The sequence below is a fragment of the Enterococcus villorum genome (assembly GCF_007990225.1).
GTDB lineage: Bacteria > Bacillota > Bacilli > Lactobacillales > Enterococcaceae > Enterococcus_B > Enterococcus_B villorum.
On the sequence record NZ_BJWF01000103.1, the window covers coordinates 1 to 613 of the forward strand.

Sequence of the window (613 nt, forward strand, 5' to 3'; positions counted from 1 at the left end):
TTAAGTTATCCATGGAGGTTTAGCTCAGCTGGGAGAGCATCTGCCTTACAAGCAGAGGGTCAGCGGTTCGATCCCGTTAACCTCCATATGAGCCGTTAGCTCAGTTGGTAGAGCATCTGACTTTTAATCAGAGGGTCACAGGTTCGAGCCCTGTACGGCTCATATTTTTGCGGGTGTGGCGGAATTGGCAGACGCACTAGATTTAGGATCTAGCGCCTTACGGCGTGGGGGTTCAAGTCCCTTCACCCGCATCATATGATTTTTTATTCTATGCCGGCTTAGCTCAGTTGGTAGAGCATCTGATTTGTAATCAGAGGGTCGAGGGTTCAAGTCCTTTAGCCGGCATCATAACCATGCGGAAATAGCTCAGTGGTAGAGCACCACCTTGCCAAGGTGGGGGTCGCGGGTTCGAACCCCGTTTTCCGCTTTGCCAAAGTAACACGCCGGGGTGGCGGAACTGGCAGACGCACAGGACTTAAAATCCTGCGGTGAGTGATCACCGTACCGGTTCGATTCCGGTCCTCGGCATTACAAATATGCGCCCATAGCTCAACTGGATAGAGTGTTTGACTACGGATCAAAAGGTTAGGGGTTCGACTCCTCTTGGGCGCGT

Annotated in this window: 7 tRNA genes; all 7 read left to right on the forward strand. The window is 52.0% G+C overall.

The features are described from left to right. Positions 1-13: 13 nt before the first annotated feature. Positions 14-86: transfer RNA gene (locus EVI01_RS13505), tRNA-Val, on the forward strand. 3 nt (positions 87-89) lie between these two features. After that, a tRNA-Lys gene (locus EVI01_RS13510) sits at positions 90-162 on the forward strand. A gap of 7 nt (positions 163-169) precedes the next feature. Further along, positions 170-251: transfer RNA gene (locus EVI01_RS13515), tRNA-Leu, on the forward strand. A 21-nt stretch (positions 252-272) separates the two neighbouring features. Beyond that, positions 273-345: transfer RNA gene (locus EVI01_RS13520), tRNA-Thr, on the forward strand. 10 nt (positions 346-355) lie between these two features. Then, a tRNA-Gly gene (locus tag EVI01_RS13525) sits at positions 356-427 on the forward strand. Between the two features lie 15 nt (positions 428-442). Further along, positions 443-528 (forward strand) — tRNA-Leu (locus EVI01_RS13530). A 10-nt stretch (positions 529-538) separates the two neighbouring features. Continuing rightward, positions 539-612 (forward strand) — tRNA-Arg (locus EVI01_RS13535). The last annotated feature ends 1 nt before the right edge of the window (position 613 follow it).